The sequence below is a fragment of the Chitinibacter sp. FCG-7 genome, from assembly GCF_040047665.1.
In the GTDB taxonomy this organism is placed as follows: Bacteria; Pseudomonadota; Gammaproteobacteria; order Burkholderiales; family Chitinibacteraceae; genus Chitinibacter; species Chitinibacter mangrovi.
Window position 1 is genome coordinate 3,142,015 of record NZ_CP157355.1, and the last position, 22,796, is coordinate 3,164,810.

The following is a 22,796-nucleotide window of genomic DNA, read 5'->3' on the forward strand; positions in this document are numbered from 1 at the left end:
TAAAAACGGGCAGGATGAACCTGCCCGGCTATTCAATTTAAATTGAAATTACTTTTTGTCTTGGCTTAGGCTGTAAACATAAGCTGACAACAGATGAACCTTACCGTCGCCCAGGAATTCCTTCCAGGCTGGCATCACATTGGTACGACCATTGGTCACTGTTTCAACAATGGTCGCCTCAGAGCCGCCATACAGCCAGATTTTGTCAGTCAGGTTGGGCGCGCCCAGATCCTGATTGCCTTTGCCTTCTGCGCCGTGACATGCCACACAAACCTGTTTATAGGTTTCTGCACCGCGAGCTGCACGCACGTCGTTAAACGCCGCATTGCCCGAGATTTTCAGCACGTAGTTAGCCACGTCGCGTACTTTCTCTTCACCGAATGCTGCACCGAATGCGGGCATCTGACCTTGACGGCCTTTAACCAGAGTTTCCTTGATCTTGGCTGGGGAGCCACCGTACAGCCAATCGTTGTCGGTCAGATTAGGAAAGCCTTTGGCGCCGCGTGCGTCCGAGCCGTGGCACTGTACGCAGTAGGTCTGGAACAGGCGTTTGCCCATTTCATTGGCTTGCGGGTCTTTGGCAACGGCTTCAATTGGCATGGCAGTGTATTTGTCGTACAAAGCCTGATACTTGGCATCAGCTTTAGCCACTTCTTCCTTGTGCTGGCCTTCCTGTGACCAGCCCTTGGCATTACCCATGACCACCAGGCCAGGGTAAAGCCACAGGTAGCCAAAGGCAAAGACGATCGTGAGCACGAACATGCCAACCCACCAGCCTGGTAGCGGGTTGTTGTACTCCTCCAGATCGCCATCCCACTTGTGGCCGGTAACCTGTGCTTTTTCGCCTTTCTTGAGCTTGACCTTCATTTGCGTGATCAACAAATACGCACAGAAGACGATGCCCAAAATTGACACTGTGGCAATAAAATAGCCCCAGAAACCGCTAGTAAAGTCTGTCATTCTCTATTCTCCGTTAGCCGGTCAGGACTGCTTGCCCGACGATGGCAAATCATCGTCGAGGAACGGTTGTTGCGCGGCTTCATCAAAGTGCTGCTTGCTTCCCCTGCTGTAGGCCCAGAAACAGATGCCGACAAAGAGGATAAATCCCATCACAGTCACAATGACACGAACTTCGTTCTGCAGATCCATCGTGCTTACCTTTTATTTTTCAGTGCGAGACCAAGGCCTTGCAGATAGGCGATTACTGCATCCATTTCGGTTTTGCCTTCAACTTCTTTGCTGGCATTGGCAATGTCAGCATCGGTATAAGGCACGCCCAGTTTGCGCAGCGCTTCCATTTTCTTCGGCGTCATTGTCGAATCAATGGTGCTGGTCAGCAGCCACGGGAAGGCTGGCATGTTCGATTCCGGCACGACATCACGCGGATTAATCATATGGGCACGATGCCATTCATCCGAGTAGCGACCGCCAACGCGAGCCAGATCTGGGCCCGTACGTTTTGAGCCCCACTGGAACGGATGATCGTAAACTGATTCGCCTGCCACAGAGTAGTGACCGTAACGCTCGGTTTCCGAACGGAAAGGGCGGATCATTTGCGAGTGGCAGTTGTAGCAGCCTTCGCGGATATAGATGTCACGACCTTCAAGGCGCAGTGCGCTGTAAGGTTTGACGCCTGCGATAGGCTGGGTCACCGTTTTGCTGAACATCAGCGGCAAAATCTCGACGAGCATCGCCACGCTAATGGTCATCAGCGTGAGGATGATCAGTGCCGCGACGTTTTCCTCGATCAGTTTCTGAATTTTATTCATTGTTATTGTCCTTCCCTAATCAGGCGTGTGCTGCAACAGCCGGGATTTTTGCATCAACAGCTTTGCCGTCAAATACAGTACGCAGCACGTTGTAAAGCATCAAGACCATGCCTGACAGATACATCAGACCACCCAAGAAGCGGATGAAGTAATACGGGTAAGACGCTTTGACTGCATCAATAAATGCATAAGTCAGCGTGCCGTCCGTATTGATTGCGCGCCACATCAGGCCCTGAGTTACACCAGAAATCCACATTGAAGCGATATACAGCACAACGCCCAGCGTAGCGATCCAGAAGTGAACTTCGATCAGTTTCACCGACCACATTTGTTCGCGGCCAAACAGGCGCGGGATCAGGTAGTAGATCGAACCGATAGAAATCATGGCTACCCAGCCCAAAGCACCAGAGTGAACGTGACCTACGGTCCAGTCGGTGTAGTGGCTCAGTGCATTGACCGATTTGATGGCCATCATCGGGCCTTCAAACGTTGACATGCCGTAGAACGACAGCGCCGTTACCATAAATTTCAGGATCGGGTCAGTGCGCAGTTTGTGCCATGCGCCAGACAGCGTCATGATCCCGTTGATCATGCCACCCCAGCTTGGTGCCAGCAGAATCAGTGAGAACACCATGCCCAGCGACTGAGTCCAGTCAGGCAAAGCGGTGTAGTGCAGGTGGTGAGGACCGGCCCACATATAAGTGAAAATCAGCGCCCAGAAGTGAACAACCGACAGGCGATACGAGTAAACAGGGCGGCCAGCCTGTTTTGGGATGAAATAATACATCATGCCCAGGAAGGCCGCTGTCAGGAAGAAACCAACCGCATTGTGGCCGTACCACCATTGCACCATGGCATCCACTGCACCTGAATACGCTGAATATGACTTCATGCCGCTAACTGGCATGGCTGCGCTATTAACCAGATGCAACAAGGCAACGGCCAGAATGAAGGCACCGTAGAACCAGTTGGCCACATAAATGTGTTTAACCTTGCGAATCGCAATTGTGCCAAAGAAAACAATGGCGTAGGCAACCCAGACCACAGTAATCAGAATGTCGATTGGCCACTCCAGCTCGGCGTACTCTTTGCCGCTGGTATAACCCATTGGCAAGGTGATGGCGGCGAGCACAATAACGAGCTGCCAGCCCCAGAAAGTAAATCCGGCCAGTTTGTCGCTGAGCAAGCGTACATTACAGGTACGTTGAACGACGTAGTAAGACGTGGCGAAGAGTGCACAACCACCAAAGGCAAAAATAACCGCATTGGTGTGAAGTGGACGCAAACGACCAAAGTGAAAGTATGGCCCGATATTGAGTTCCGGCCAGTACATCTGGGCGGCGCAAATTACGCCAACCAGCATGCCGACAATGCCCCAGACGACCGTCATGATGGCAAATTGCCGCACCACTTTGTAATTGTATGTGGCTTGGTTTTCCATTACAGCGCTCCGATTGATCTCCAACTGCTTGGAATTAAAATTAAAATAAGGTATTGAAAAATAAAAAATAATCGCAAATTACATTCAAATGAAAAATAATTTGCGATTATAGGTTGAGGGAGAGCACCCCCAAACCGGGTACAAAAGTGCCTACTGGACTATACGCAGACTTGCTGCGCAGTTTCTTGACGGATATCAAGCAGACCGGTCGACAATCTGGGTGATTTTACCTTGTTGCTGCCGCTCAGTCAGGGTTTTTTTCCGCGGCATGCCGCGTTTTCTCATCCTGGCTGCGGATTGAATCGTCATCCTGAAGAATGCGCCAGCCTGGCCCTTCCAAATCATCCGACTGCCCGCTGCGTATAAACCACCAGAAGACAATCGCAATTGCCGCTGCAATCAGAATCGATAGCGGGATGAGTAAATACAGACTTTCCATTGAATTTATTCCGCTTTTTGCTGCTTGCCGAGCAAGCGTAGGGCATTTAATACGACGCAAAGCGAGCTTAATGCCATACCCAAACTGGCCAGCCACGGCGTGACCAAACCCGCTAGGGCAATCGGCAGTGCAATCAGGTTATAGATCAGAGCCCAAGCCAGATTTTCGCGAATGATGTGGCGGCATTTTTTTGCCAGCTCAAGTGAGCGTGGCAGCGCGCTTAGCTGATTGTTCAATAGCACCATGTCGCCAGCCGCGTGCGCAATATCAACGCCGCCGCCCATGGCAATAGATACATTGGCCAGCGCCAGTACGGGCGTGTCATTAACGCCGTCGCCCAGCATGAGTACCCGATGTCCTTTGCTTTGCAGTGCCTGAATGTAAGCCACTTTCGCTTCAGGGCTGGCAGCCGCCCGTAGTTGGGTAATACCTAGCTGTTCAGCCACCTGATTGACAATGGGCAGCTGATCACCCGAGAGCAGATGCACGCGGTAGCCTGATTGCTGCAAGCGCTTGATCAGGCCGTGTGCCTCGGGGCGAAGCTGGTCGGCCAGCACAAAAGCGGCGGCAATCGCCGTTTCGTCGGCCAGATAGATTAGCGTGCCTTCTTGCTGATGCGCTTTGGTGCATTCGGGCTCATGAAACCCCAGCGCTTGTCGGATAAAGTCGATCGAGCCCAGCCAATAGCTTTCGCCGTTGACTTTGCCGCTAATCCCGCCGCCGGGATGATTTTTGAATTCGCTCACGATGTTGCTGCCCAAGCTTGGCGATTTCTGGGCGGCAAAGGCTTTGGCAATCGGGTGTTCCGATTGCGCTTCCAAGGCGCAGGCCAGAGCCAGCGCCTCGTCGGCAAACGCCGCTAGCGGAATGACTTTCACCAGCCGAGGCTCGCCAAAGGTGAGCGTGCCGGTTTTGTCAAAAACGATGTCACTGATTTTGGCCAGATTTTCCAGGCTATTGCCACGCGTAGTCAGTAAGCCGATTTGCGCCAGATGCCCGGTAGCCGCTGTAAGCGCCGCAGGCGTCGCCAGCGAGAGCGCGCAAGGGCAGGAAATTACCAGCACGGCAACGGTATAGGGCAGGGCGTGGACCGGGTCATGGATGGACCAGTACCAGTAGCAGCCCGCAGCCGCAAGCAGCAGCCCCAGCACAAACCAGCCTGCTACCTGGTCGGCCAGCTGCGCCAGCCGTGGTTTGTGCTGCAGCGCCTGATCAAGCAGCCTTACCATGCTGCCCAGTCGGGTGTTATTGCCAACGGCCTTCACTTCAATCGTGAGCGCCGACATCAGGTTCAGGCTGCCTGCAATCACAGCACTGCCGGATTTTTTGCTAATCGGGCGGCTTTCACCGCTGAGCATGGCCTCGTTGACCTCGCTTTCTCCGTCCAGTACCACACCGTCCACCGGAATGGTTTCCCCGGCTTTGGCCAGAATCAGATCGCCTGCGTGCAGGCGGTGTACCGGCATTTCATGCACGCTTTTATCGTGGCTGATCCGGTGGGCAAAGGCGGGTACGAGTTTAACCAGCATCTCGGCTGCGGCACCGGCGCGGCGGCGTGCTTTGAGTTCCAGATAGCGACCGCCCAGCAGCAAAAAGACAAACATCGAGACCGAGTCAAAGTAGATTTCGCCATGCTCGGTAATCAGCGCGTACAGGCTGGCGGTGAAGGCCGCGACGACGCCGATGCTGACCGGCAAATCCATGCCTGCCCGGCCATGCTTGAGCTCGCGCCAGCTGTTCTGATAAAACGGCCAGCAGGAATACAGCACGACTGGCAAGGTCAGGATGGCGCTGCTCCAGTGCATCATGGTCAGCCAGACGGCTTCGATTTCGCCATCAGGTGCCATATACATCGGCACGACAAACATCATCACCTGCATCATCGACAGCCCGGCGACCCAAAGCCGCAATAGTGCCGATTTGCGCTCGCTTTGCCATTGCGCTTCATGGCGCTCGTGATCGTAGGGGTGGGCACGATAACCAATCGCGGCAATGTGCTGCAAGATGGTCGATAGCTTGACCTGTTTTTCATCCCAGCGAACGCGGGCGCGGTAGGTGCTGTAATTGATCGACGCCGAGATCACGCCGGGCAATTTGGCCAAGTGCTGCTCGTTGAGCCAGATACAGGCCGCGCAGCTGATGCCTTCCAGTATCAAAGAGGCTTCGCGGGTGTCGTCGGCCAGCTGCTGGACAAAATCAGTTTGCAGATACTGATCGTCATACAGCTGCAGTTGCTCGCGGATTTCGATGGGTAATGGCTCTGAGCGGCTGGCGTTTTCGGTGCGCTGCTCGTAATAGCTCTCCAGCCCGCTGGCCAGAATGGTCTCGGCCACCGCCTTGCAACCGGCGCAGCAGGCCGCTTGATTGACCTGACGATACAGAATGGAAAACTGCGCGGGGTCGGGGCAGTCGTTGCCGCAGTGGAAGCAGGGGTTGTTTGCACTCATGCCGCTATTTTATCGAAAAAGCACCTAGGGCTGAGGCTGTTTTTATTGTTGATGGGTATATGGCTGCAGGTTATATTCATAATGAGCTGTGTGCCTATACCCCCTCTTAAAAAAGTGAAACCTTGTCGACCATGTCTTCAAATTCTTCCAGTTTAAGCGCCAGATGATTCAGCAGCAGTGGTTCGATACGCCGCCATTCCGGGTGCTCAAACTGGTGAACGTGCATTTTCAGGATGTGTTCGGCTAGGCTGGCAATGGCAATCAGGGTGCAGACATGGTGCCACTCACCGTACATGGCTTGCTCGAACAGCTTCAGATCATTGTGATTCAAAATCGCCAGTTGCATGCTTTCGGGCAGATACCAGGTGCGGCTGAGCAGGTAGCCAACGACATGATGGTTGCTTTGATGGCGGCTGTTTTCCAGCGCAATATATTCTTGGCGGCTCATTCGCTCGCCCCGCGTCATGGTGTCCATATAGGTATTAAAACGAGCCGCCATAATCGCTTTGCCGCTATTGCGAAACAAACCAAAGGTATAGGCTTCTTCGGCTGAAATACCGTGGACATTGCTGGCGATCTGGGCCGAAATCATCGCGATTTGTACCGAGGTCTCCCAGAAATAACTCATTCTGGCCTCGTGCTCGGCGGCGATGTCGCCCGATAGCGTCTGGCGCAGTAGCTGGCCTTCGAGCAAATTGCAGATATTGCGTAGCCCGAGTAATTGCATGGCCTGATCAATCGAGGTGATTTTCTGCGTGAGCTGGAAAAAGGGTGAATTGACCGTCTTGAGCATGGCCATCGACAGCGCCAGATCACTATTGATCAGGCTGGCGATATAGGGAAAATCAGGCTCTTCGGCCAGCTGGGCCTCCCTGATCGCGACCAGAATTTCCGGGCGGGGTGGGATAACCAGGTTTTTGACCAGTTGTTCGCATTCCGAGTCAGGCAGATGTTGCAGCATGGTGGGGGCCGTCCTGTGCGTGATCTTCTTACTGTAGCAGCCACGAGCAAAAGCGGGCAGCTGGCATGGGGCATGCTTTGTTCTAAATCAGTTTCAATATCGGTTTCTTGCGTCCGCAGCGAGCTTTGTGCGGTGAGCCGGATTAGGCTGCGGCCTGATTTTGCAAATGCTCGCCAATCGTGCGGGTAATCGCGCGCAGGCCATTGCCCCGGCTGGCGGATAAAAATCGCTGCATGCCACGCTCATTCAGCCAGGCCTCAAAATCAAATGCTCCGCTATCGCTGCGCTGGTTATAGGCCGTGAGCACCAGCGCGAGCAAACCTTTGACAATGCGCGAGTCGCTGTCAGCCGCCAACTGCCAGCGGGCACCATTCTCCGTTTGCCCGAGAGGCGAAAAGGCCAGCCAGACCTGGCTTTCGCAGCCGGCTACCTTGCTATCGGGCGTCTTTTGCTCGGCGCTCCAGTCGGGTAGCTGTTTGGCCAGTTGCACCAGTAAGCGGTTTTTGGCTTCCCAGCTGGCTGCGGCGTCAAGCTGGCGCGCCAGTTCGGCAAGGTCGATGGCGTTGGCGTGGTGTGGATTGCCAAAAGGGTGGTCAAAACGCGGGTCGGCACACTCGCTGGCAGCAGGTTGAAGGCTTATTGCGCTGCTTGCATTGATCGTGTTCATGCCAGTATCTCCAGTGTTTCGCTCAAGGCCGCCAGAAAGCGGTTCACATCGTCGGCCGTATTGTAGAGAGCCAGCGAGGCGCGCAAGGTTCCGCTAATACCCAGGCTATGTATCAGCGGCTGGGCGCAGTGGTGTCCCACTCGCACGGCTATACCACTATTGTCCAGAAATTGCGCCACATCGTAAGGATGAATCGGGCCAAAGCTCATCGACGTCAAGCTCACCTTTTGCCGTGCCTGGCCGTGAATGACTACGCCGGGCATTTGTCGCAAGCCGTCTTCCAGCTGGCGATGTAGCGCTGCTTCATGTGCGTGCATCGCCTCGCGATCCAGCGCGCTTAGCCAGTCCAGCGCGGCAGCCAGGCCAACAGCCTGGGCAATCGGCGGGGTGCCCGCCTCCAGTCTTTGCGGTGCGCTGGCGTAGGTGGTGCCGGAAAACGACACCACGTCGATCATTTCACCGCCGCCTTGCCACGGCGGCAACGTGCGCAAAATATCGCTGCGGATATACGCCGCGCCAATGCCCGTTGGGCCATAGGCCTTGTGGCCGGAAAAAACATAAAAATCGCAATCGAGCGCACGCACATCCACTGGCCAATGCGCAATCGCCTGCGCACCGTCGACCAGCACCTTGCAATGGTGCTGGTGCGCCAGCTGGCAGATTGTCCGAATATCCTGAATGCTGCCAATCGCATTGGACGCATGGCTGATCGCCAGCAGCCGCGCGCGCGGTGAGGCCAGCAACTGGGCAAGATGCGTCAGATCAATCTCGCCTTCAGCAGTCAGATTCAGCGGTTTGATCACTAGCCCACGGCGCTGCGCTAGCATTTGCCACGGCACAATATTGGCGTGATGTTCCAGCGTGGACACAATAATCTCGTCGCCAGCGCTCAGCTGTTCAGGACTTTCCCCAAAGGTATTTGCGATCAGGTTGATAGCTTCGGTGGTGCCACGGGTGAAAATAATTTCGTCGCTGCTGGTGGCATTGATAAAGCGCGCCACGGTGGCGCGAGCGCCCTCAAAGGCATCGGTGGCCGCCACGGCCAGCCGGTGCGCGCCACGGTGAACATTGGCGTTGCACTGCTCGTAATATTGCCGCTCGGCATCAAGCACCACAGCCGGTTTTTGCGTGGTGGCCGCATTGTCCAGATACACCAGATCGGGGTGATGGGCAAAAATGGCAAACTGGGCGCGGTAGTAGCAGGGGTCAAACCGGGGGACGGCAAGATCAAACATGGGCAGGCAATGCTAGAGAGATTGGTGGGCAATTGTATAATGGCTCAGTGCGAAACCAAAACTTCCTGTGCGCTTGGCCCCGCTTGGGGATTTTTGCCTAGCCAAGTTTTCCAATATTCCAATACATTTAATTGCGGCAGACAAAAACCACATGCCTTACAAACAACCTGTTTCAATCCTGCTGATCATCCATACACCGGAGCTTAAAGTGCTGCTGCTCGAGCGCAATGATTTTACCGATGCCTGGCAATCGGTTACCGGCAGTCGCGAGGGCGAAGAGTCGCTGATTGAAACTGCCCGTCGTGAATTGCAGGAAGAAACCGGGCTTTGCGTCGAGCTGGCGCAGATTCGTGACTGGCATGAATGTCACGATTTCGAGATTTTTGAAATCTGGCGGCATCGCTACGCGCCGGGCGTGATGAGCAATACCGAGCATGTATTTAGCGTTCAGCTGCCCGAGGCCTGCCAGATCGAGATTGCGGCCAAGGAGCATCGCCGCTATCAGTGGGTTGATTGGCAGCAGGCGGCCGAAATGGTGTTTTCGCCGTCCAATGCCGAAGCAATCCGCCAGCTGCCCGAGCGGATAGGCCACTAAAATGCGCCCGCATGCCGCACTGCCTGCCCATCATCGCCAATTGGTTGTGGCTTCCTACAATATCCACAAAGGATTGTCGCCGCTGAACCGGCGGCTGGTGCTGCACGATGTGCGCCACGCTTTGAGCCAGCTGGCGCCGGATATGGTGTTTTTGCAGGAAGTGCAGGGCGTGCATCTGGCGCATTCGCACCGTTTTGAAACCTGGCAGCAGGCGCAGCATGAATATCTGGCTGGCGATTTGCTGCACAGCGCTTACGGCAAAAATGCACATTATCATCTGGGGCATCATGGCAATGCGCTGCTGTCGCGTTATCCGATTTTGCACTGGGACAATTTTGACCTGACTCTGCACCGCTTCGAGCAGCGTGGCGCGCTGCACTGCCAGCTTGATGTGGCCGATTGGGATCAGCCGCTGCACGCGCTGTGCGTGCATCTGAATCTGCGCGCAGGCGATAGGCGCAAGCAGATTGGCATCCTGGTTGACTATATCCAGCGCCATATTCCGGCTGACGCGCCGCTGGTGCTAGCGGGTGATTTCAACGATTGGCGCGGCGAGCTCAGCGCCATGCTGGCGCAGCATCTGGACATGCACGAAGCATTTGAAACGCTATACGGCGCGCCAGCGCGCAGCTTTCCGGTGCGCATGCCCTTGCTGACGCTGGATCGGGTGTATGTACGCGGTTTTCAGGTGAGCGTGGCCGAAGTGCTCTCGGGCGCGCCGTGGCGCAATCTGTCCGATCACGCGCCCTTGTACGCCGTTTTGCAGGGTTAGTCGCGATGGGCAAAGCAATCAGGCTGCAACCCAAGCCGCAGCATCAGGTCGAGCTGCTACGTAATGGCGCCGAGTTTTTTCCGGCGCTGCTCGCCGCCTGCGATGCGGCGCAGATCGAGATTCATCTGGAAACCTATTTGTTCGAGCCCGACGAAGTGGGCCTGGCCGTTGCGCAAGCCTTGATGCGCGCCGCACAACGTGGCGTGCGCGTGTCGGTGTTGATTGATGGCTTTGGTGCGCGTGATTTTCCGGTGCAATTGAAAGAAGATCTGCTGCAATCGGGCGTGCGCCTGCTGTTCTTTCGTCCGGAAATCCGCCGCTTTTCGCTTAATCGCTCGCGCCTGCGGCGGATGCACCGCAAATTGTCGTGCTTTGACGGCCAGCTGGCGCTGGTTGGTGGCATTAATATTCTGAGCGACGACGATGGCCCCGGTCTGGCTCCGCGTTATGACTACGCCGTACGCATCGTCGGCCCGGTGGTTGCCGATGTACGCGAAGCGATGTGCCGCGAGTGGCGGCATACGGCCTGGTCGCAATTGAAAAAAGCCTGGGCCAAACGCGAGCATCTACATACCCGTGCCAAGTATAGCGATGGTGTGCTTGCCCAACTTGTTGTGCGGGACAATACCCGTAATCGGCGTGCTATTGAACAATGCTATCTGGATTTGATTGATCAGGCGCAATCCGAAATCGTGATCGCCAATGCCTATTTTCTGCCGGGTTTGCGCTTGCGTCAGGCGCTGCTCAGGGCGGCCTTGCGCGGCGTGGCTGTGGTGTTGCTGTTGCAGGATGAACGCGATCACGCCTTATTGCAGTATGCCAGCTGGGCGTTTTACCGGCCTTTGCTCAGGGCCGGTGTCGAGATTTATCAGTACCGCGCCGGTTTTATGCACGCCAAAGTGGCGATTTTTGACGGTGAATGGGCTACCGTGGGTTCGAGTAATATTGACCCCTTCAGCCTCTTGCTAGCCCGCGAGGCCAATGTTTTTATCCGTGACCGCGCCTTTGCCGGGCAATTGCGCCAGGATGTGCAGCTGCATCTGGTGCAGGATGCGCGCGCGATTTTGCCGCAGCATGTGCAGCAGGCCAAGCTAGGTTTGCGTTTGCTGGTATGGCTGTGCTTTGGTCTGGTGCGGCTGATCATGGGGCTGTCCGGTTATGGCGGCAAAAAATACCTTGAGTAAATCGCCACAGCTTGGACGCTGGCGTGGTTCTGCCTCTTTTTACTGACACTTCGCCCGCTCAGGCGCAACCCTAATAGCAGCCGCTGTACTTTCTGCGCTATCGTAATTCAAACGATCGTTTGGAGTCGCAGAATGCCCAAAATGCAATACCCGCACCTGTTTTCCCCGCTGGACCTTGGATTTACCACGCTGAAAAACCGCTGCATCATGGGCTCGATGCACACCGGGCTGGAAGAGCAAGCGCAAGGCATGCACAAGCTGGCGGCGTTTTATGCCGAACGCGCTGCGGGCGGCGTGGGGCTGATCGTTACCGGTGGCGTCGCCCCCAATCTGGCGGGCTGTGGTTTTGAAGGGAGCGCCATCCTCAATCAGGCCAGCCAGCTTGATGGCCACCGTGGTGTGACCGAAGCAGTGCATCAGGCGGGCGGTAAAATTGCCTTGCAGATTCTGCACACCGGGCGCTACGCCTACCACGCCAATTCGGTCGCGCCGTCGGCGATCAACGCGCCGATTACGCCATTTACGCCGCATGAATTAAGCGTGAGCGAAATCGAAGCCACCATCGCCGATTTTGCCAACACCGCCAGGCTGGCGCAGCAAGCGGGCTACGATGGCGTGGAAATCATGGGTAGCGAAGGCTACCTGATTAACCAGTTTCTGGTTGTGCGCACCAATCAGCGCAGCGATGACTGGGGCGGCAGCCTGCAAAACCGACAGCGGCTGGCGATTGAGATTGTCCGTGCTGTACGCGCCGCCGTGGGTGAGCACTTTATCGTTATTTTCCGTATTTCTCTGCTTGATCTGGTGCAGGATGGCGGTACGTTTGCCGAAGCCGTGCAACTGGCAAAAGCGCTGGAAGCCGCTGGCGTTACGCTGCTCAATACCGGCATCGGCTGGCACGAGGCGCGTATTCCAACGATTGCCACCATGGTGCCGCGCGCCGCCTTTAGCTGGGTGACGCGCGCCCTGAAGGCGCATGTTGGCATCCCGCTGATCGCGGTCAACCGCATCAATACGCCCGACGTGGCCGAGCGGATTCTGGCGGCGGGCGACGCTGATCTGGTGTCGATGGCGCGCCCCTTGCTGGCTGATTCGCAGTTCATGCTGAAAGCGGAACAAGGCAAAAGCGAGCAAATCAATACCTGCATCGCCTGTAATCAGGCCTGCCTGGATCATGTCTTTGAAGGCAAAACTGCCTCGTGTCTGGTCAACCCGCGCGCCTGCCGCGAAACCGAACTCAATATCGAGCCAGCGGCAGTGACTAAACGGATTGCCATCGTCGGCGCTGGTCCGGCGGGTCTGTCCTGTGCCTTGAGCGCGGCACAAGCGGGGCATCAGGTCACGCTGTTTGAGGCTAGATCCGAGCTAGGCGGGCAATTTGCGCTGGCGCAATTAATCCCGTCCAAGGCCGAATTTCGCGAAACCCTGCGCTATTTTTCGGTGATGCTGGCGCTGCATCAGGTTGAGATCCGGCTCAATACCCGCGTGAGTGCGGCTGATCTGGCTGGGTGCTACGACGCCGTCGTGCTGGCCACTGGCGTCACTGCGCGTGCACTGGATTTACCGGGGGCCGACCACCCCAGCGTGGTGAATTATTCCGATCTGATTGCGGGCAAGGTGGCGGCAGGGCTGAAAGTGGCGATTGTCGGTGCAGGGGGTATTGGTGTGGATGTCGCTGATTTATTGCTCCATCAGCCATATACCCACTCAGGGCATGAGTTGAGCCAGTATTTAAGCGATTGGGGGATTGATAAGCAACTCAATCAGGCGGGTGGCCTGCTGCCTGTATCGCCCACTCAGCCTGCACGTGAGCTATGGCTATTGCAGCGCAAAAAAGGCAAGCCGGGCGCAGGCCCAGGACGCACCACGGGCTGGATACACCGGCAAAGCCTGCAGCGCAATCAGGTGCATTTATGGGGTGGCGTGCAGTATTTGCGCATCGACGATGCGGGCTTGCACCTGATTCATGATGGCGTGGAAAAATGCCTGCCTTGTGACCAGATTGTCGTCTGCGCCGGGCAGGAATCGGTGAGCACCTTGTACGGCGAGCTGCAGGCGCTGGGGCAGGTGGTGCATCTGATCGGCGGTGCCGAGCTGGCCGCTGAACTTGACGCCAAGCGGGCGATCGAGCAAGGCATGCGGCTGGCTTGCGCGCTTTAATTGCCGTTTAATTTCTCTTTTAGTAATTGTAAATTAATGAAATTTTAAGAAATTCTGCTGGAGTATTGATCGCATTATTCTAAGGTGAGGCATCAGGCACCGGAGGATACGCGATGAAAATCTGGGGATGGTTTTTCATTTTGCTTAGCAGCCCGACATGGGCCATGTGTGATGTGCAAGTCAAAGCGCTGCGCGCCGAAATGAGCGCGCAGCAGCTTGATCTGGAAGTACGGCGGCAGGTGAATTCGGCTTTGCAGCCCTTGCTGGCGCCCAGGCCCGATTTAAATCCTTTGAGCGAAGCTGAATGCAGGCAAAAAGTGCAGCAGGTTCGCGAAAAAATGCGCAGCGCCTCCGGCAAAACGCGCCAATAGCGCAATACGCTCAATTGCCTCTATAGGTATGTACATGCAGGCTAAGCTGGATATGGCCTCTAGCTATATACCCATCTTTGATGCGGGCAGGCGCTGTGGCGATTTGCTTGGGCAGATTTAGGCAGGGAGCCAGATAGTGCGCTCGCCAGCAGTCATCATCAGCGCTGCGTTTCTCCGCCCAGCGCGTCGAGCAGCGCCGGAATAAAGCCGCGCAGCTCGCCCGCCAGCAGGGCAAATTGCGATTCAAACAGCGCGTCCTGCGTTTCGGCGTCCATGTCTTTCAATTCATCTTTCAGTACGTCCAGCATCGCCAGCGATTTGATTTCCAGCGCTTCGGTCAGCGTAAAAGTCAGGCGCTCGCCAAAGGCCAGGCTCAATCGTGTGGCGATTTTGCCCGCGTCCAGATGCTGACGCACCTCGTCGCAGTCCATCACCTGACGCTTGAAGCGTGCAATCGATCCTTCGTCACCCGGCGTTTTGAGTTCGGCGTCCTGACCCAGCGAGAACGCATCCGGTGTTTCGGTGGTGAGCCAGTCGGTCATCGCGGCCGCCGGGCTGATTTCGGTGTCGATCAGCCGCGTCGGCAGGCTGCCCAGCGTTTCCCGCAAGGTAGAGAGCAAATATTCGGCCTTGGCCGCGCTGGCGGCGTCAACAATCACTAGGCCGTTTTCCAGGTCAAGCAGCGCGCGCTGGATACGCGAGCGGGTAAAGGCGCGTGGTGTTAGCTCTTCAATAATCCTGTCTTTGAGCTCGCGCTGCTCTTTGCGGCCGACTTTACGGCTTTCTGCCGCTTCAATTTGCTGCACGCGATAATCGAGCTCATCCTTGATGACCGCAGCAGGCAGCACTTTTTCTTCACTTTTCAGCGCTACCAACACGGCATTCTGGCGTTCGATCGCCATCAGTTCGGGCTCGTGGCGCGCAGGTGGCACCCAGCCACTCGATTCCATATCCATGCTGCCGCACGGTACGAAAGGGCGTTTGGCCAGCTCGCCCTGAATGCTGGCGCTGCTTAGGGCGTGGTCGGCGGATAAACGATAAATTTGTAAGTTACGAAACCACAGCATGGCGTCCCTTTTTAGTATTCAAGGCTCAAAGAATGGTCGCCGATTGTAGCGCTGTCGGCGCGCAGGCAAAACTGATTTTATGTGGTGATTTTATGCAGGCGGCCGAAAATGGTGAAAATAGACCAAGCGCGGATGATTGAGAATGATTCCGGTTTTTGCGTATAATGCGAATACTTATTGTTTAGGACGTCGATGATGAAAAAGTTTGCCCTCTCTGCACTTGCTTTGTCGCTGCTGGCAGGTTTTGCCCAGGCCGAAACCGTGACGGTGTACTCGTCGCGCAATGAACAGCTGATCAAGCCGCTGTTTGATGCCTACACCAAGGAAACCGGTATTGAAGTCAAAGTTCTGACCGATAAGGAAGGCCCGCTGATGGCGCGCCTGCAGGCAGAAGGCGCTAATACGCCAGCCGATATGTTCATTACCGTTGACGCGGGCAATCTGTGGCAAGCGTCGAATATGGGTTTACTGAAGGCCGTGAACTCAAAAACACTCGCAGATAATATCCCGGCGCATTTGCGCGATGCACGCAACCAGTGGTTTGGCCTGTCAGTGCGTGCGCGCACAATGATTTACAACCCAAGCCTGATCAAGGCCGAGCAGCTCTCGAGCTATGAAGATCTGGCCGATCCGAAATTCAAAGGCAAGCTATGCCTGCGCACCAGCAAGAAAGTCTACAACCAGTCGCTGGTGGCGATGATGATTGCGCAGCAGGGCGAGCCAAAAGCCGAGAAAATCGTTCGCGGCTGGGTGGATAATCTGGCAACCGACGTTTTCCCTGATGATACCAAGCTGATTGAAGCGGTCGCGGCGGGTCAATGTGCCGTTGGTGTGGTCAATACCTACTACTTTGGCCGCATTCTGGACAAATTGCCTGCCGACAAACGCGCAGCGTACCCGGTCAAACTATTCTGGGCTAACCAGAAAACCAATGGCACGCACGTGAATATCTCGGGTGCGGGTGTGACGCGTTACGCAAAAAATGAAGCCGGTGCTGTCAAATTGATGGAATGGCTGTCGTCAGAAAAAGCGCAGAACCTGTACGCAGACAAAGATATGGAATTCCCGGCTAATCCGAAAGTGAAAGCCGACGTGCTGGTGAGCAGCTGGGGCCCGTTCAAACAAAACCTGATCAATATGAGCAAAGCTGGCGAGTTGCAGGGCGCAGCTGTTAAACTGATGGATCGCGCTGGTTATAAATAATCCAGCCTGATTTTCTGGCAGGGCAGCCTGCCGGATCAGTTTTTTCAATGGGCAGGCCATCAGGCGCTGCCCATTGTCTTTCCGGATTTCTTTTCTGATTGGGTCGATTGCCAGTCAGTTGTTTTGATTAGGATCTCTATGCGCCTCTCATCGCTGCGTGGAATGGGGTATGCCGCGCCGATTGCCTTGCTGACCATTATTCCTTTGCTGGTGGTGCTCGCTTCTTTTTTGCATCCACAGCCCGAAGTATGGGCGCACTTGAGCGAATATGTATTGCCGGACGTGATTAAAAATACGCTGATCCTGATTGTGGGCGTCGGGCTGGGCGTGCTGCTGCTGGGCGTGCCGCTGGCGTGGCTGACTGCCGTGTGCGAGTTTCCGGGGCGGCGTTTTTTCAGCTGGGCGCTGATGCTGCCGCTGGCGATGCCCGCGTATGTCTTGGCTTTTGTGCAGGTGGGCTTGCTTGATTTCACCGGCCCGGTGCAAACGCTGATTCGTGAGCTCACCGGCGATTCCAGCTGGTTTCCGCGCATTCGCTCGACTGGCGGCGTGATTATGGTGCTGTCGCTGGCGTTTTACCCCTATGTGTATCTGCTGGCGCGTAATGCTTTTCTAACGCAGGGCAAACGTGCGCTGGAAGCCGCGCAAATGCTCGGCTTGTCACGGGCTCAGGGTTTCTGGCTTGTAGCGTTGCCGATGGCCAGACCGTGGTTGATTGGCGGCCTGACGCTAGCGCTGATGGAAACACTGGCCGATTTTGGCACGGTGTCGATTTTCAATTTTGATACCTTTACCACCGCGATTTATAAATCGTGGTTTGCGCTATTCAATCTACCTGCCGCGTCACAGCTGGCGTCGATTCTGGTGCTGTTTGTGCTGGTGCTGGTCGCGCTGGAGTACTGGGCGCGCGGCGCGCGGCTCTATCATGGCCGGATTGTCGCTGCCGAACGCATCCACCTGCAGGGCACTTACCGATGGCTGGCCATTGCACTGTGCAGCACGGTATTGCTGATCGCTTTTATCATTCCGCTGATCCAGCTGCTGCTGTGGGTTGCAACCATCTGGCAGGACGATTTTGATGCACGCTATATCGGCTTTACGCTGCGCTCGATGCTGATCTCGCTGTTTGCCGCGCTGATTGTGGCGGTTTTTGCGCTGCTGCTGGTCTTTATCCAGCGCCGCTTTGCCAGCACAGGCACGCGCTGGGTGGTGCGGCTGGCCACGCTGGGTTATGCCGTACCCGGCTCGGTGCTGGCGGTAGGCGTTTTTCTGCCGATTGCCTGGCTGGATAATCTGCTGATTCCGATTGCCAATAGCCTGGGTTTTGCTACGTTCCAGATTCTAAAAGGCTCGGTCGCAGTGATGCTGCTGGCGCTTGCGGCCCGCTTTATGGCCGTGGCTTTTCAGCCCATGGAAAGCGCCATGCAGCGCATCAGCCGCAATCAGGAAGACGCCGCGCGCTCGCTGGGCCTGAGCCAGCGGCAATTACTCTGGCGTTTGCACCTGCCGCTGCTGCGCGGCGGCGTGTTGACCGCAGTGCTGATGTGCTTTGTCGATGTGATGAAAGAAATGCCGATTACGCTGATGACCCGCCCATTCGGCTGGGACACGCTGGCTGTGCGCGTGTTTGAAATGACGTCCGAAGGCATGTGGGCCAACGCGGCCTTGCCCAGCTTGATGATTGTGATCACCGGCCTGATTCCGGTGGTGTTGCTGGTGCTGAAGTCGGAAGACTAAGTTTTTGTAAGTAACCGTACAAAAGTTTTCCAGCAAGGCACTGAGTCGAAGACAGTACAAATAGTACGGCAAGACGAAAGTAACGCTGCTGTAGAACTTTTGGTTTAGCACTTATTCAGGATTGGAAGTATGAGCTTGTTAAAGGTAGCCAACATCAGCATCGGCTTTGCCGAGCGCAATATTGTTGAAGGCCTGTCGTTTGAATTGCAGGCCGGTGAAATCGGCTGCCTGCTGGGCGCTTCGGGCTGCGGTAAAACGACGGTGTTGCGCGCGATTGCCGGTTTTGAAGCCTTGCGTTCTGGTGAAATTCAGCTCGCCGATGTGCAGGTCTCCAGCGCCGATCAAATGGTGCCGCCGCAGCTGCGCGGTGTGGGCATGGTGTTTCAGGATTACGCGCTGTTTCCGCATCTAACGGTCGCCGCCAATGTTGCGTTTGGCCTGAAAAAACTGCCCAAGGCCGAGCAGGTCGAGCGCGTGGCCAAAATGCTGGCGCTGGTTGGCCTGGCTGATCTGGGTGCGCGTTATATCCATGAGCTTTCCGGCGGCCAGCAGCAACGCGTTGCGCTGGCGCGGGCCTTAGCGCCACAGCCCCGGCTCTTGCTGCTCGACGAGCCGTTTTCCAATCTGGACGTTGAATTGCGTGAGCGACTCGGGCAGGAAGTGCGCGCCATTCTGAAAGAAACCGGCACCACGGCGATTCTGGTGACGCACGATCAGCGCGAAGCCTTTGCGGTGGCCGACCAGATCGGCGTGATGTCCGAAGGCCATATCCGCCAGTGGGGCACGCCCTACGATTTGTACCACGAGCCGGTGGACCGCTTTGTCGCCAACTTCATCGGCGAAGGCGTGCTGCTACCCGCCCAGCTCACCGGCCCGCAATGCATTGACTTCGAGCTAGGCCAGATCTGCCGCACCGCACCGGTAGCGTGCTGCGTCGGCTGCGACATGGAAGTGCTGATCCGCCCCGACGATATCCAGCACAATGACGCCAGCGAAATGAAAGCCAAAGTGCTCGCCAAAGCCTTTCGCGGCGCGGAATTCATGTACACGCTAGGCCTGCCCTCCGGCCGCACATTGCTGTCGCTAGTACCCAGCCACCACAATCACGCGATTGGCGAATACATTGGTATCGAGCTAGAGATGGATCACCTGATTGTATTCAAGAAGTAAGTGGGGGTGTTGCCCTGTGGATCAACGCTTAATATATCCACAGGGCAATACCTAGATGGAGTAATCCAGCTCTTGCGGACTGAGCGTTTGCATCGCGGCGTTGGTGGGGGATCAAGGGCCAAAAACCCTGATTTTCCTCTGTGATTGCTTAGCCTTGACCATGCGCTTGCAGGGTGTGATTATTCAGCGCAATATTCTCATCATCAGCAGCGTTAATATGCGTAGCCATTTTCCTCGATTTCAGCAAGGTGCCGCTTCCGGTATTGTCCATAAACTTGGTGGTCTGCCTTGGGGTTTGCCTGTTGCACAATGGCCAATTTGCCAAGAGTGTGGACGTCCCATGAGCCATTTGGGGCAATTTCCAGCTCGTGTACCTGATACGGATTCTCCCATCCTGCCTCTACCGGAAGACGAGGTATTGTTTCTATTTAAATGTGAATGGGACAGCGTATGCAGTTTCTGGGATTTTGCCGATGGGGCGAACAGGGTGATCAGCCTGCCTCGCCAAGCATTGAGCGATGCCTTCACGCAGCCGCCGCCTGTTGAGGCGCAAGACGACGGGGAAGTCTTGAAAATCCTGCCCGAATTGGGCGTGGCAAATTGGCTGGCACAGGATGATGGCGTTTCCGCTGAGCTGGAAGCTGCGTTTTACGATTATGCCCGGCACAGCGAGCTGCCTGATCAGATTGCCAATCCTCATGAGTGGGCCAGTGAGTGGCTTACCAAGTTTGGCGGTGTTCCATTCTGGACTGCCAATGGTGCGCAAGGACAACCTTCCTTACCGCCTGGGCGTTTGCTGCTACAAATCGACAACTGGGTCACGATGAGCGATGGCAGTGAAGCCCAATCAATTGCCAATTTTTGCTCTGACGGTATTGCCTATGTGTTTATCGACTGTACCGCTGCGCCGCACGTATTCTCGATGATGATCAATCGCTAAACATCTGGTGGGGCATTTCGAGAGATATCTCAAGAGCATCGCAGAGGGTTAGCGCAGCGTAGTTGCCCATGTTGGCTGCATACGCGATTTTTGCCACTACAGCTGCGGGGATGCTCCTCATGATGGAATTCTTTATTGTGGCCAGCTCTGTTTTGCTTGCCTTATTCATCATTGCATATGCAACTTGGCTATTCATTAGTCGCTCAAAAAAGGGTGAGTCCAAATATCAAAGTTTTAGAGAATGGATAAAAAATATTCTTGAGGCGTTCTGGGGTCTATGAAACGCGATAAATCAGGCCTCAATAGGCTATCGCTGCTGCCCAGCCACCACAACCATGCGATTGGCGAATACATCGCTATCGAGCTGGAGATGGATCAGCTGATTGTATTCAAGAAGCAGTGAGGGGTATTGCCTTGTAGCTAAATACCAAATTGTCCTACATGGCAATACCTAGATGGAGTAATCCAGCTCTTGCGGGCTGAGCGTTTGCATGGCGGCGTGGGTGGAGATAAAGGGCGGGTGGATCAGCTGGTCGAGAAAGTCGCCGTGCCGCAGTGTGTCGAGAACCGGGCCTTTGACTTCGGCCAGATGCAGTGTGGTGCCTTGGTCGGCCAGCCCCCGCTGCCAGTCTTTTAGCGCGTTGACTGCGCTGTAGTCGATGCTGTTCACCGCCGACAGAATGAGTAATAGCTGCCGACTTGCCGGGTGCTGACTCAGCTGGGTGTTGATCTGGGCGATGACGTTGGCGATATTGGCAAAGTACAGATTTTCATCGATCCGCACGGCCAGTACTTCGGGCGTGGTTTCTACCTGATGGCGCAATACATTACGGTAATGTTCGCTCTGCGCGACCCGCCCAACAATGGCGATATGCGGTTGCTGGCTGCGCCACAGATACAGTGCAATGGCGATGCCGACGCCCAGCGCGATGCCGATCATGGGGCCGGTTAGCAGCACGCCGACAAAAGTCATCAGCCACGCTACGCCATCGCGGTAATCAAAATGCCAGGCTTGGCGCAGTTGCGATAGTGAGATCATTCGGGCTGTCGCCAGAATAATCGTTGCGGCGAGTAGCGCCTGCGGCAAAAAGGCGAGCAGGGGGAGTAATGCCCACAAAGCCAATATGATCCAGACTGCTGACAGCATACCTGCCAGGGGGGTCTGCGCGCCCGCGTTAGTGTTGACGACGGTGCGTGAGAAGCCGCCGCTGACCGGCATGCCGCCAACGAGGGCCGAGGCCAGATTGCAATTGCCCAGTGCGAGTAGCTCACGGTTGGCGCTGATGCCGGGATGGCGAGCGGCGGGGCTGGTTTGCTGGCGCTCGGCGGCCATGCTCTGCGCCACGGTGATGCTCTGTAAAAATCCCGCCAGCCCGATCAAGAGGGCTGGTAGCAAGAGCGATTGCACGCTGGCCAGATCGAGGCGGTGTAGACCCGTGATGGCCGGGCTGCTCAAATGCGCGGCGGGCAATTGCCCCAGCGTTTTGATCTGGTGCGTGCTGTCCAGTGTGGCGAGCAGGGCTGCAAGCGCAAGCATTACCAGTAGCGGCAGAATTTTCCCTGCCATTTGCGCGGCTTTGTCGGCCACGCCCAGTTTGCCGAGTAGCTGGCTGGTGGGATTGGCGGCCAGCCACATCAGCGCTAGACCGATCAGGCCAAAGAGTACCTGGGGTAGAGCGAGTGCCTGCAAGGCGGCAGGCAGGTTGGTGACCAGCGCTGGCAGTGTATCGCCGCGCCATACAGTGCCGAGCAGCGCGCCGGTTTGCCCCAATGCAATCAGCAAGGCGGTGCCGGCGCTAAAGCCCTGAATCACCGGCAGTGACAAAATCCGCGTGATACCGCCCAGTTTGAATAGGCCAAACAGCGTCAGCATCAGACCGGATAGCAGCGTGAGCGTGGCAGCGAGCAAGAGATATTGCGTGCTGCCCGGCGCAGCCAGCGGGGCGAGCGCCGCCGCCGTCATGGCTGAAGTGATCGCCATCGGCCCCACTGATTGCGTCATGCTGCTGCCAAAAAAACCATACACCAGCAAGGGGCCGATGCTGGCATACAGCCCAGCCATCGGTGGCAAGCCCGCCAGTTGCGCATAGGCCAGCCCCTGCGGAATCAACAGCAGCGCAACGATGATGCTGGCGCTCAGATCCCCGGCCAGCCAGTCGCGGCGATAGTGCTGCATCCAGTGCGGTAGCAGGCTTAAGCTTTTGGGCATGGATTTAGGCTTTTTTGGGTAGGCGTTCAAAAGTCAGCATGCCCGCCAGCATGGCGGCGGCGAACAATACCCCGTCGGGTGATCCCGTGCCGACCAAGACCAGTGCGGGCCCGGGGCAGATACCCCCAATACCCCAGCCAATACCAAAGAGGGCGCTACCAATAATCAGTCGTTGATCAATCACCGTGCTGGTCGGCAGCTTCATGTCCTCGTGCGTCAGCAGTGTTTTGGGCGTGCGCTTGGCCAGGGTGAAAAAGACGATGCCAACGCCAATCCCGCCGCCCATCACAAAGGCCAGACTCGGGTCCCACAGCCCGGCCAGATCAAGAAAACCTTGCACCTTGGCCGGATTGGCCATGCCTGCGAGTAGTAAACCCAGCCCGAACAACAGGCCGGTTGCAAAACCCAGAATATTCATTTTCATCATGA

The 22,796-nt window shown here is 56.0% G+C and carries 23 protein-coding genes; 10 read left to right on the forward strand and 13 right to left on the reverse strand.

The features are described from left to right. Window positions 1-48: 48 nt before the first annotated feature. The 9 genes from ccoP to ABHF33_RS14850 form a co-directional block, all read right to left on the reverse strand. Entirely contained in the window at window positions 49-960 is a 912-nt protein-coding gene (gene ccoP / locus ABHF33_RS14810) for a cytochrome-c oxidase, cbb3-type subunit III (protein WP_348944666.1), read from the reverse strand. 21 nt (window positions 961-981) lie between these two features. Next, entirely contained in the window at window positions 982-1,149 is a 168-nt protein-coding gene (locus ABHF33_RS14815; protein ID WP_157669561.1) for a cbb3-type cytochrome oxidase subunit 3, read from the reverse strand. Window positions 1,150-1,154: 5 nt separating this feature from the next. Beyond that, the gene (ccoO, locus tag ABHF33_RS14820; RefSeq protein WP_348944667.1) at window positions 1,155-1,769 is read right to left on the reverse strand and encodes a cytochrome-c oxidase, cbb3-type subunit II; all 615 of its coding nucleotides are present in this window, start codon (window positions 1,767-1,769) and stop codon (window positions 1,155-1,157) included. A gap of 19 nt (window positions 1,770-1,788) precedes the next feature. Further along, complete coding sequence (gene ccoN / locus ABHF33_RS14825; RefSeq protein ID WP_157669563.1) at window positions 1,789-3,210, reverse strand: cytochrome-c oxidase, cbb3-type subunit I; 1,422 nt, start codon at window positions 3,208-3,210, stop codon at window positions 1,789-1,791. A 244-nt stretch (window positions 3,211-3,454) separates the two neighbouring features. Further along, window positions 3,455-3,649: a cbb3-type cytochrome oxidase assembly protein CcoS gene (ccoS, locus tag ABHF33_RS14830; protein ID WP_348944668.1), complete on the reverse strand. Its 195-nt coding sequence runs from the start codon at window positions 3,647-3,649 to the stop codon at window positions 3,455-3,457. Window positions 3,650-3,654: 5 nt separating this feature from the next. After that, window positions 3,655-6,096: a heavy metal translocating P-type ATPase gene (locus ABHF33_RS14835; protein WP_348944669.1), complete on the reverse strand. Its 2,442-nt coding sequence runs from the start codon at window positions 6,094-6,096 to the stop codon at window positions 3,655-3,657. A 106-nt stretch (window positions 6,097-6,202) separates the two neighbouring features. Next, the gene (locus tag ABHF33_RS14840) at window positions 6,203-7,057 is read right to left on the reverse strand and encodes an HDOD domain-containing protein (RefSeq protein ID WP_348944670.1); all 855 of its coding nucleotides are present in this window, start codon (window positions 7,055-7,057) and stop codon (window positions 6,203-6,205) included. A 142-nt stretch (window positions 7,058-7,199) separates the two neighbouring features. Next, entirely contained in the window at window positions 7,200-7,724 is a 525-nt protein-coding gene (locus tag ABHF33_RS14845) for a SufE family protein (RefSeq protein WP_348944671.1), read from the reverse strand. After that, window positions 7,721-8,959, reverse strand: a complete 1,239-nt coding sequence (locus ABHF33_RS14850; RefSeq protein ID WP_348944672.1) for an aminotransferase class V-fold PLP-dependent enzyme — start codon at window positions 8,957-8,959, stop codon at window positions 7,721-7,723. Before ABHF33_RS14850 ends, ABHF33_RS14845 begins: the two co-directional genes overlap by 4 nt. A 151-nt stretch (window positions 8,960-9,110) precedes the next feature. Between ABHF33_RS14850 and nudB the strand changes: the two genes are divergently transcribed. The 5 genes from nudB to ABHF33_RS14875 all read left to right on the forward strand — a co-directional run bounded on the left by nudB (window position 9,111) and on the right by ABHF33_RS14875 (window position 14,041). Then, window positions 9,111-9,554 (forward strand): dihydroneopterin triphosphate diphosphatase, encoded by a 444-nt coding sequence (gene nudB, locus ABHF33_RS14855; RefSeq protein WP_348944673.1) that lies wholly within the window; start codon window positions 9,111-9,113, stop codon window positions 9,552-9,554. 1 nt (window position 9,555) lies between these two features. Then, window positions 9,556-10,326, forward strand: coding sequence for an endonuclease/exonuclease/phosphatase family protein (locus ABHF33_RS14860; RefSeq protein WP_348944674.1), 771 nt, complete (start codon window positions 9,556-9,558; stop codon window positions 10,324-10,326). A 5-nt stretch (window positions 10,327-10,331) separates the two neighbouring features. After that, entirely contained in the window at window positions 10,332-11,510 is a 1,179-nt protein-coding gene (gene clsB, locus ABHF33_RS14865) for a cardiolipin synthase ClsB (protein ID WP_348944675.1), read from the forward strand. A gap of 132 nt (window positions 11,511-11,642) precedes the next feature. Next, window positions 11,643-13,670, forward strand: coding sequence for an NADPH-dependent 2,4-dienoyl-CoA reductase (locus ABHF33_RS14870; RefSeq protein ID WP_348944676.1), 2,028 nt, complete (start codon window positions 11,643-11,645; stop codon window positions 13,668-13,670). Between the two features lie 113 nt (window positions 13,671-13,783). Continuing rightward, window positions 13,784-14,041, forward strand: a complete 258-nt coding sequence (locus tag ABHF33_RS14875) for a hypothetical protein (protein ID WP_348944677.1) — start codon at window positions 13,784-13,786, stop codon at window positions 14,039-14,041. A 158-nt stretch (window positions 14,042-14,199) separates the two neighbouring features. Here the strand turns inward: ABHF33_RS14875 and ABHF33_RS14880 are convergent, their stop codons facing one another. Then, complete coding sequence (locus ABHF33_RS14880; protein WP_348944678.1) at window positions 14,200-15,108, reverse strand: recombination-associated protein RdgC; 909 nt, start codon at window positions 15,106-15,108, stop codon at window positions 14,200-14,202. A gap of 192 nt (window positions 15,109-15,300) precedes the next feature. Between ABHF33_RS14880 and ABHF33_RS14885 the strand changes: the two genes are divergently transcribed. The 4 genes from ABHF33_RS14885 to ABHF33_RS14900 all read left to right on the forward strand — a co-directional run bounded on the left by ABHF33_RS14885 (window position 15,301) and on the right by ABHF33_RS14900 (window position 20,158). Further along, window positions 15,301-16,311, forward strand: coding sequence for an extracellular solute-binding protein (locus ABHF33_RS14885; RefSeq protein WP_348944679.1), 1,011 nt, complete (start codon window positions 15,301-15,303; stop codon window positions 16,309-16,311). 138 nt (window positions 16,312-16,449) lie between these two features. Then, window positions 16,450-18,048, forward strand: coding sequence for an ABC transporter permease (locus ABHF33_RS14890; protein WP_348944680.1), 1,599 nt, complete (start codon window positions 16,450-16,452; stop codon window positions 18,046-18,048). Between the two features lie 129 nt (window positions 18,049-18,177). After that, window positions 18,178-19,218, forward strand: a complete 1,041-nt coding sequence (locus tag ABHF33_RS14895; protein WP_348944681.1) for an ABC transporter ATP-binding protein — start codon at window positions 18,178-18,180, stop codon at window positions 19,216-19,218. A gap of 340 nt (window positions 19,219-19,558) precedes the next feature. Then, a complete protein-coding gene (locus tag ABHF33_RS14900; RefSeq protein ID WP_348944682.1) occupies window positions 19,559-20,158 on the forward strand; it encodes a hypothetical protein in 600 nt (199 codons plus the stop codon). Here ABHF33_RS14900 and ABHF33_RS14905 read toward each other — a convergent pair. Next, window positions 20,148-20,354, reverse strand: coding sequence for a hypothetical protein (locus tag ABHF33_RS14905; protein ID WP_348944683.1), 207 nt, complete (start codon window positions 20,352-20,354; stop codon window positions 20,148-20,150). The genes ABHF33_RS14900 and ABHF33_RS14905 overlap by 11 nt on opposite strands. Window positions 20,355-20,435: 81 nt before the next feature. Between ABHF33_RS14905 and ABHF33_RS14910 the strand changes: the two genes are divergently transcribed. Continuing rightward, the gene (locus ABHF33_RS14910; protein WP_348944684.1) at window positions 20,436-20,561 is read left to right on the forward strand and encodes a hypothetical protein; all 126 of its coding nucleotides are present in this window, start codon (window positions 20,436-20,438) and stop codon (window positions 20,559-20,561) included. 48 nt (window positions 20,562-20,609) lie between these two features. On the opposite strand, the gene ABHF33_RS14915 is transcribed toward ABHF33_RS14910, so the two are convergent. Continuing rightward, a complete protein-coding gene (locus ABHF33_RS14915; protein ID WP_348944685.1) occupies window positions 20,610-22,367 on the reverse strand; it encodes a SulP family inorganic anion transporter in 1,758 nt (585 codons plus the stop codon). A 4-nt stretch (window positions 22,368-22,371) separates the two neighbouring features. Beyond that, complete coding sequence (locus ABHF33_RS14920; RefSeq protein WP_348944686.1) at window positions 22,372-22,794, reverse strand: DUF6691 family protein; 423 nt, start codon at window positions 22,792-22,794, stop codon at window positions 22,372-22,374. Window positions 22,795-22,796 lie beyond the last annotated feature (2 nt).

Coding starts and splice junctions, on each gene's coding strand:
- ccoP (WP_348944666.1), bottom strand. CDS start 960: ATGACAGACTTTACTAGCGGTTTCTGGGGCTATTTTATTGCCACAGTG.
- ABHF33_RS14815 (WP_157669561.1), bottom strand. CDS start 1,149: ATGGATCTGCAGAACGAAGTTCGTGTCATTGTGACTGTGATGGGATTT.
- ccoO (WP_348944667.1), bottom strand. CDS start 1,769: ATGAATAAAATTCAGAAACTGATCGAGGAAAACGTCGCGGCACTGATC.
- ccoN (WP_157669563.1), bottom strand. CDS start 3,210: ATGGAAAACCAAGCCACATACAATTACAAAGTGGTGCGGCAATTTGCC.
- ccoS (WP_348944668.1), bottom strand. CDS start 3,649: ATGGAAAGTCTGTATTTACTCATCCCGCTATCGATTCTGATTGCAGCG.
- ABHF33_RS14835 (WP_348944669.1), bottom strand. CDS start 6,096: ATGAGTGCAAACAACCCCTGCTTCCACTGCGGCAACGACTGCCCCGAC.
- ABHF33_RS14840 (WP_348944670.1), bottom strand. CDS start 7,057: ATGCTGCAACATCTGCCTGACTCGGAATGCGAACAACTGGTCAAAAAC.
- ABHF33_RS14845 (WP_348944671.1), bottom strand. CDS start 7,724: ATGAACACGATCAATGCAAGCAGCGCAATAAGCCTTCAACCTGCTGCC.
- ABHF33_RS14850 (WP_348944672.1), bottom strand. CDS start 8,959: ATGTTTGATCTTGCCGTCCCCCGGTTTGACCCCTGCTACTACCGCGCC.
- nudB (WP_348944673.1), top strand. CDS start 9,111: ATGCCTTACAAACAACCTGTTTCAATCCTGCTGATCATCCATACACCG.
- ABHF33_RS14860 (WP_348944674.1), top strand. CDS start 9,556: ATGCGCCCGCATGCCGCACTGCCTGCCCATCATCGCCAATTGGTTGTG.
- clsB (WP_348944675.1), top strand. CDS start 10,332: ATGGGCAAAGCAATCAGGCTGCAACCCAAGCCGCAGCATCAGGTCGAG.
- ABHF33_RS14870 (WP_348944676.1), top strand. CDS start 11,643: ATGCCCAAAATGCAATACCCGCACCTGTTTTCCCCGCTGGACCTTGGA.
- ABHF33_RS14875 (WP_348944677.1), top strand. CDS start 13,784: ATGAAAATCTGGGGATGGTTTTTCATTTTGCTTAGCAGCCCGACATGG.
- ABHF33_RS14880 (WP_348944678.1), bottom strand. CDS start 15,108: ATGCTGTGGTTTCGTAACTTACAAATTTATCGTTTATCCGCCGACCAC.
- ABHF33_RS14885 (WP_348944679.1), top strand. CDS start 15,301: ATGATGAAAAAGTTTGCCCTCTCTGCACTTGCTTTGTCGCTGCTGGCA.
- ABHF33_RS14890 (WP_348944680.1), top strand. CDS start 16,450: ATGCGCCTCTCATCGCTGCGTGGAATGGGGTATGCCGCGCCGATTGCC.
- ABHF33_RS14895 (WP_348944681.1), top strand. CDS start 18,178: ATGAGCTTGTTAAAGGTAGCCAACATCAGCATCGGCTTTGCCGAGCGC.
- ABHF33_RS14900 (WP_348944682.1), top strand. CDS start 19,559: ATGAGCCATTTGGGGCAATTTCCAGCTCGTGTACCTGATACGGATTCT.
- ABHF33_RS14905 (WP_348944683.1), bottom strand. CDS start 20,354: ATGAATAGCCAAGTTGCATATGCAATGATGAATAAGGCAAGCAAAACA.
- ABHF33_RS14910 (WP_348944684.1), top strand. CDS start 20,436: ATGAAACGCGATAAATCAGGCCTCAATAGGCTATCGCTGCTGCCCAGC.
- ABHF33_RS14915 (WP_348944685.1), bottom strand. CDS start 22,367: ATGCCCAAAAGCTTAAGCCTGCTACCGCACTGGATGCAGCACTATCGC.
- ABHF33_RS14920 (WP_348944686.1), bottom strand. CDS start 22,794: ATGATGAAAATGAATATTCTGGGTTTTGCAACCGGCCTGTTGTTCGGG.